Annotated in this window: 4 protein-coding genes and 3 pseudogenes; all 7 read right to left on the minus strand. The window is 43.7% G+C overall.

What is annotated here, in order from left to right:
* Positions 1 to 578 precede the first annotated feature (578 nt).
* Complete coding sequence (locus EWV84_RS00300) at positions 579 to 1,697, minus strand: ABC transporter permease (protein ID WP_287075630.1); 1,119 nt, start codon at positions 1,695 to 1,697, stop codon at positions 579 to 581.
* A 4-nt stretch (positions 1,698 to 1,701) separates the two neighbouring features.
* Entirely contained in the window at positions 1,702 to 2,802 is a 1,101-nt protein-coding gene (locus EWV84_RS00305) for an ABC transporter permease (protein ID WP_287075631.1), read from the minus strand.
* 328 nt (positions 2,803 to 3,130) lie between these two features.
* A complete protein-coding gene (locus EWV84_RS00310) occupies positions 3,131 to 5,041 on the minus strand; it encodes an ATP-binding cassette domain-containing protein (protein WP_287075633.1) in 1,911 nt (636 codons plus the stop codon).
* A 2-nt stretch (positions 5,042 to 5,043) separates the two neighbouring features.
* A complete protein-coding gene (locus tag EWV84_RS00315; RefSeq protein WP_287075635.1) occupies positions 5,044 to 6,321 on the minus strand; it encodes an HlyD family secretion protein in 1,278 nt (425 codons plus the stop codon).
* Positions 6,322 to 6,434: 113 nt separating this feature from the next.
* Positions 6,435 to 6,728 (minus strand): annotated as a pseudogene (locus EWV84_RS00320) (dihydroorotase); the annotation flags it as partial.
* 5 nt (positions 6,729 to 6,733) lie between these two features.
* Positions 6,734 to 7,102 (minus strand): annotated as a pseudogene (locus tag EWV84_RS00325) (transposase); the annotation flags it as partial.
* 349 nt (positions 7,103 to 7,451) lie between these two features.
* Positions 7,452 to 7,626: pseudogene (locus EWV84_RS00330) on the minus strand (IS630 family transposase); the annotation flags it as partial.

The following is a 7,626-nucleotide window of genomic DNA, read 5'->3' on the forward strand; positions in this document are numbered from 1 at the left end:
CTAATACTCGCTTTTGTTCTTCGAGATTACTACTTCCTTTTTTATCTAATATCTCCCAATAGATTGGCATGGCTCTCTTGTCATAAATTAGACTCACCATCAAGATATTAATTGCTCCCAAACTCGTCCGGTCTATGGCCATATATACTAATCCTTTTATTGTGAATCTCTCCGGCTGTTTTAACATCTCTTTTAGGCAGGGAAACCAGATTCTTTCAATCTTCAGAATTTCCAGCTTTAAAAATATTTTTAGTTTTTTTCTCCGACTCTCAAACAGGATTGGTATTGGTAGTGCTTCTGCTAATATCTCTAACTTTGCTTGCTTCAATATTTGTCAGGTTCCAACTATCATTAACAACAGTAGATATCTGGCTCGTCCCAGTTCATTCTCTAACACTTTCTGGTATAGTTCACTTATCATTTTCGTTATCTAGGTCATGTTTACTATATATGACCTATCTTTTTTGGAAGTCTGTGTCTGTATTCCATGCTACATAAGCTTTTCAGCTTGCTTGTCCCCCTGTCAGCACGACTCCGGGATAGATTAATTTTTTCCCTATGGAATGATTGAAAAACGATTAACTTAACTGATTGCGAAAACGTTTGGTGCTAATAGTTAAAAGTATCACAGCGAAACCAATCAGAGCCAATACATGAACCCATAAAGCTTCTAAACCGACACCTTTTAAAAGAATACCGCGGATAATAGCTATGTAGTGACGGAGAGGATTAAAAAGAGAGAGATATTGAAAAAATGGCGGCATCGTTTCAATCGGTGCGATCGCTCCTGATAGTTGTACCATGGGTAAATTGATAAAAAAGGTGGTTAAAACTACCTGCTGTTGGGATTGACAGAGTGTCGCTAACATAATACCGACACCAATACTAACAAAAATATAGAGACTAGCTAAAGCCATAAATAGGAAAAAGTTGCCCCGAAATGGCACATTAAAAATCACTTGACCGATGGTTAATGCTAACAAAACATCACCCAAAAGGAGGATGAATAAAGGCACAACTTTAGCTAACAAAATCTCCCAAGCAGCGGCAGGAGTCATCAGTAATTGTTCGAGAGTTCCCGTATCTTTTTCTTTAACAACGGTGATAGAAGAAACGATCGAACCGATTAAAGTTAATACTAATCCCATGACTCCGGGGACAAAAAACCAACTGCTAGAAAGTCCGGGATTATAAAAGAAAATTACTTGTGTTGAGATGGGAAGATGCTCATTTTGATTAACTTTTCCCGTGCCGAATTCCTGGACAATTTGATTGATATAACCCTTAGCAATTCCTGCGGTATTGGCATCCACTCCATCGATAAAGACTTGAATAGATGCGGTTTTTTCTTGGGTGATATTGCGACTAAATTCGGGGGGAATTATCAAACCGGCGGTTAATTTTCCTGTTTCCACCTGTTGGGTTAATGTCTTCTCATCAAAAGTGATCATTTCAGCATCAAAAATCTGATTTTCGGTAAAAGCAGCGATTAGGGAGCGACTTTCAGCAGTAGCGGCATAATCGACTATTCCTAATTTGATATGATGCACATCGGGATTAAGCGCAAATCCATAAATTAAGAGTTGAATAGTTGGGGGGAAAATCAAGATAATAATTAACTGTTTATTGCGTAATATCTGGCGAATTTCTTTAATAACTAAAGATAAAAAACGCCCTGTAAATAATTGCTTAAACATCTTATTATTCTCCTAACTGCATTCTTGACAGAGATTTTATTGCCAATAAAAATAAGACCATTCCCAAGAGGAAAATGATAACTAAATTATTGCCAATACCCGCCCAACCCATACCCCTGACAAAAGCATCTCTAGTAATTTCGATATAATAACGAGCGGGAACTATATTTGAAACTAAAGAGAGGGGAAAGGGAATATTACTTAACGGATAAATAAAACCACTGAGTAATAAAGCAGTGAGAAAACCCACTAAAGACACACCTTGTACCGCAGAATTTTGATTACTGGTACGCGCACCTAACATTAATCCAAACATGACACTTGCCCATAAATAGAGGATAGTTCCTAACAGTAATGGCATTGGATCACCGGCAAAACCTAATTGAAAAATGAGACTTCCTAAACCCATAACTCCGATGGCGATTCCGATTCCTACTATTAGATAAGCGAGGGATTTACCTAGTATTAATTCTCCAGCAGTGAGAGCGGAGGCATAAACTTGTAAAATTGTGCCTTTTTCCTTTTCTCGTACCATAGCGATCGCTGATAAAAGTGAGGGAAAAATCCATAAAACCACAGCATAAACCCCCGGCACAATATAGAGAGATTCTTGTCGCCCCGGATTAAACCAAATTCTGGTGGCAGTTTCGATAGGAATAGTGGCAGAAATTAAGTTTTCTGCTTGTAAAAAAGAGCGGGTAGTTGCTTTAATAGCATTGCGAATAATCCTGGCATTATTGGCATCTGTACCATCAATGATCGCTTGTATTTCTGCGGTTTTATTAGCTTTGAGATTACGACTAAAATCGGGAGGAATGACGACAATTGCCCTAGCAATACCTCGATCTAAAGCGGTTTCAGGGTTGCCTTCCCAAACCACAGGAATAAATAAATTAGTGGCGAACAAGCGATCGCTATAATTTTGACTAAAAACTGTTCGATCTTGATCTTGCACTAAAAGCGGTATATCTTTCGCCTCTAAACGAATAGCAAAACCAAAGATAAAAAGAGTCATCACGGGCAAAATAAAAGCGAGGGCGAGGGTAAGTCGATCACGACTAAACTGCACTAATTCCTTACGACATTGGGAGAGAATTCGTTTCATAAAATTGCCCGATTACGGATAAATTTCTGCAGCAGTTTTAAAGGGTGCATCTCATCTTTGTAAATCTAACAAGTAGGGATTTTTACGGGGAAACTTTCTCCTAAAATTGGGCGTTATTTTCGGTTTTATCACTCAATCCCAGCTTTTGGGGGGTTCTACTCCCCAAACCCCCAAGCTGAGAGCGATCGGCAGTTTTTCCGCAACGAAGTCACTGGTATCCGTACAGAAGTTAAGCGAATCGTAGAGCATCTTTTGGGACAATCCCCAGATCAGGAGTAAAGATTAGCCAACGGGTATATATTATCCAAGTTACCAGCAAAAAGCTTGATCAACCCTCATTAATTCTCTGCACAACGCTGATAAATGCGTCTTCTAAAGAAAAGGGAAGCAAACGCAAGGATTGTACCTGTATTCCCGCGGCGCTGAAAATCTTTTTTATCTCTGGAATTTCCCTGTCGGCATGATCGAGAGTGAGGTGCAAGCAATCGCCAAAAATCGAGACGCGCCAAGCTTGTAAACGGGTTTTTAAAATTTCTGCCGCTTGTTGCACTTGATCGAGACGTAATTCGATTAATTGCCCCGGTTGTGCTGCTTTAATTTGACTGGGGGAACCTTGCATCACCACTTCTCCAGCTACCATAAAACCCAGACGATTGCATTGTTCCGCTTCTTCGAGATAATGGGTTGTCACTAATATCGCAGTTCCCTGACGAGCGAAATCGTTAATCAAGCGCCAGAATTGTCGTCGCGCTAGGGGATCAACTCCGGAGGTGGGTTCATCGAGAAAAAGTATCTCCGGTTCGTGCATCACGGAAGCGCCAAAAGCGACGCGTTGTTTCCATCCTCCCGGCAGTCTTCCGGTTAACATTGTTTCCCGTCCGATTAATCCCACGGTTTCCAAAACCCAAGCGATTTTTTGGCGACGGTAGCGCGGGGGAACCCCATAAACCCCGCAGTAAAATTCCAGATTTTCGATCACAGTGAGATCATCATAAAGGGTGAATTTTTGACTCATATAACCGATTTTTTGCCGTAAGAAGGGATTACGCAGGTCTTGACTACGCCGGGCTAAGGAAATCTCGCCCCCAGAGGCGGAAAGTAGCCCAGACAGCATTTTAATTGTCGTGGTTTTTCCCGCACCATTCGCCCCCAATAACCCGTATATTTCTCCGTAGTCAATGGTTAAAGTAACACCTTTGACGGCGCAAAAATTAGCGAAGGTTTTCCGCAAATCCCTAGCATCGATCGCTATTCCCGTGGTGATGGTCTCGGATTTAAACTTTGGTAAGGGGATAAAAGGGGGATCGGAACCCTGTTGTCGCAAACGGGTGACAAAGACGTTTTCTAGAGTTGCCTCGCTAGGGTGGATATCGCTGAGATGATCGATCGCATTCTGAATAATTCTGGTTGCTTGCTTGGGATTACCAGTTAACACATCTAGACGATCACCAAATAACTGCACGTCATTAATATTTTGTCCATCCACCAAAAGAAGTATTTTTTCGGCGGTAGCGGCGATATCGGGCGCTCGAATTTCTAGGCGTTGTAAACCGAGACGTTGGCGCAATTGGCTGAGGGTTCCGATCTCGTGAATTTCTCCCTCGTACATCAAAGCGATGCGGTGACAACGTTCCGCTTCATCGAGGTAGGGAGTAGCCACCACAATTGTTATACCTTCGCGGGCTAAAGTGGCTAAAATATCCCAAAATTCTCGCCGAGAGACGGGATCAACTCCGGTGGTGGGTTCATCGAGAAGTAGGATTTGGGGACGGGAAATCAGGGCGCAACAGAGGGCGAGTTTTTGTTTCATGCCCCCGGAAAGTTGACCAGCTAGGCGATCGCCGATGCGATTCAGGTTCATTAAAGTTAAATATTTATCCCGGCGCTCTTGAAAATCCCTCTCGGCCACCCGACGCAAATTGGCCACATAACGCAGGTTTTCATGGATGCTAAGGTCAAGATAGAGGGAAAATTGTTGGGTTAAATAGCCGATCGTTCCCCTGGCATCCCGGGGCTTTTTTCCCGCTAAATCCACATAACCGCCCGATGGGTTGATCACCCCGCCCAGAATGTGAAAGGTGGTGGTTTTTCCCGCCCCATCCGGACCAATTAAGCCAAAAATTTCCCCCGGATAGACTTGGAAATTTATCCCCCTGACGGCGGCAAAATTACCATAGTTTTTTTGCAGGTTGACGACTTGAATTACGGGGGATAAAGAGGTATCGACTGAGGAAACCATGGCTATTTCAAGTCAATTTTGGCATCGGCGGGCATCCCGGGTTTAGCGTAGGTTTGCGACTGATCGATCGCCAATCTCACCCCAAATACCTGCCGGACGCGATCTTTTTGGAAGTAAATATTTTCGGGAGTAAAGGATGCTTTCAAATCGATCGCACTCACTTTAGCAGCTAAGGGGCGATCGGGATCGGAGTCGAGAAATACCTGCGCCGGTTTGCCCACATAAATTTTGCCGATGTCCCCTTCCGGTATATAGGCGCGCAGATAGATCGATTGGGGATCGATGACGGTGAGGAGGGTTTTCCCACTGGTAACTACGGCCCCCGGTTGCAAAGGTCGATCCTGAACCACTCCACTAATCGGGCTTTTTACCACCATAGAGTCGAGACGTTTTTGCAATTGTCGCTGATTAGCGATCGCCGCTTGTAAATTTGCCCGGGCCATGGCTAATCGGGCGTTAGCCTGTTCTTTTTGTTGTTGGTAAGCGCTTAACTGATTACTGCGAATGACGGAATTAAGGGCTGTAGAACGGGTTTGGGCTAAATTTCCCCTTGCGGCTTGCAGTTGCTGCCAGGCAGTGTTAACGGCGGCTTGTCGTGCCACGAGAGTCGCTTTGGCGGTGTCTAAGTCTGCTTTGGCCGCGTCGGCATCGGTACGGGTGCGATCAAATTGTTGCTGGCTAACTACTCCTTGCCTAAATAGTTGATCGTAACGTTCCCGATCGGCTAAAGCCAGTTTTAATTGGGCTTCTGCCCTGATTATTGCCGCTTCTGCCTGTTTTACCTCCGCTTTGGCCTGTTCTACTGCCGCTTGACCGGCAGCAACGTTGGCACTCGCTTGGCTAACTCGTCCGGAGGAGTCTTCTTTTGCTTGGACTAAGTTCGCTGCCGCTTCTTGAATGCGACTTTCGGCCACGCTAATATCTAACAATGCTTGTGCTTCCTCTTGTCGGGCGGCGTTAACAGACGCGATCGCTGCTTGCAGTTGTTGATTAACTTCCTCATCCACGATTACTGCGATCACTTGTCCTGCTTTTACTTGATCACCCTCCCGGACTAGAATTTGATCTACTCGTCCGCCGGTTTTTGCCCCGATATCGGTTTCATCTGCTTCAATCCTGCCACTGACATTGAGTACCCTAGCTGGGGGGACAGGGGCAAAATGTCGCCAACCGAGATAACCGGCAGCCATCACAACAGCTAGGGGCAACAGTAACCGCAGGTTGAATTGCCGTTTTTCCCGGCCTACGGGTGGGTTAGGAGCGGGGAGCGATCGAGTCATTACCTTTACTTCTCAAGCCTGTCCAAGGTTGATACTTCGATCATAAACGATACAGCAGTTATCTTAATGGTGAGTAGGACGTTTTCGTTTTGGGGAGTCGGTCGTCGCAGTTTTTATTGCCTCAATTGCCACGTTATCTCTTCACCCGCTCGTAACGGCACGAGTCCAGATTGAGGAAATGGCAATTGATCGGGAATGCGCCAAGTGGTTTTGGTCAATGTGATTTGTTCAGTATTACGGGGGAGTTGATAAAAATCTGCACCGTGGAAGCTGGCGAACCCTTCCAGTTGAGTGATCGCATCAACGCTCTCAAAGGCTTCTGCGTACAACTCTAGGGCCTGCAGAGCCCAATAGCAACCCGCACCGCCACAGGAACTTTCTTTGCTGTGGCGAGAATGGGGCGCACTATACTTTAGACGTTCATAATCTGAGATTTATTAAACTTCTGAAATCTTAGAGTGAGCAAGGAATCCAGTTCTTTTTTATGTTTCAGATGGGCATTATTCAGACATTCATAAATAGCTGAAGAAAAGTCAGAAAATTTTTTATAATATTTACCATATAAACATTTCTTTTTGACCAATTTTTCCCGCCTTTAAATTAAATTTATATTAGGCGAATAAGAAGGCAGATAGAGTAGCTCTATTGACAAAGAAAGAGCTAATTTCTCAACAATTTTACATTTTTGATAGCGGGCATTATCTAATACTAGAGTGATGGGAATTATTAGTCCTAAATCAGCTATTTTTGACCGGAGTTCACAGACTTGAGTTGCTGTAATAAGTAGTCGGACATAAGTTTTCGCTGCTGTATAAAGTTTTGTAAATAGGGTCTGCTGAATAAATCTAAAAACCTTGTTGGGTAAGACTTTTAGACTTTTTGTCAATCAAAAAGTACCAGGCATGGGAGTGATCAGGGGGAAAATTGAGGGACTTTTTCCCTGAAAATTAGGTAGTTGACCACCTGAAAATCGGTAAAACCCTACACCCCACACCCCACACCCCACACCCTACCCCCACCGAAAAACTTTTTCAGCAGACCCTAAATAGGGTAGAAGGCTGTATGCAGCAGCGAAAACCGCCTATTTTACATTCCTTAACATAGTGTTGTTTATTTATGTCCGACTACTTATAAGTGTCATATGTTACCATAATAACTTCATGAGTTATCGCATTTAATGCTCCCAAAACATTAAAGCGTTTACGCCCGCTCGGTGACTTAACGAAAAGTCTCTCAAAACACCAATACCGAGAAAAGCTCCCATAACAAAGTGAGCAGCATCAACAAAAAAAACAGCCCTTTTTC

This window comes from Microcystis sp. M_QC_C_20170808_M3Col (assembly GCF_007095505.1).
Lineage (GTDB): Bacteria > Cyanobacteriota > Cyanobacteriia > Cyanobacteriales > Microcystaceae > Microcystis.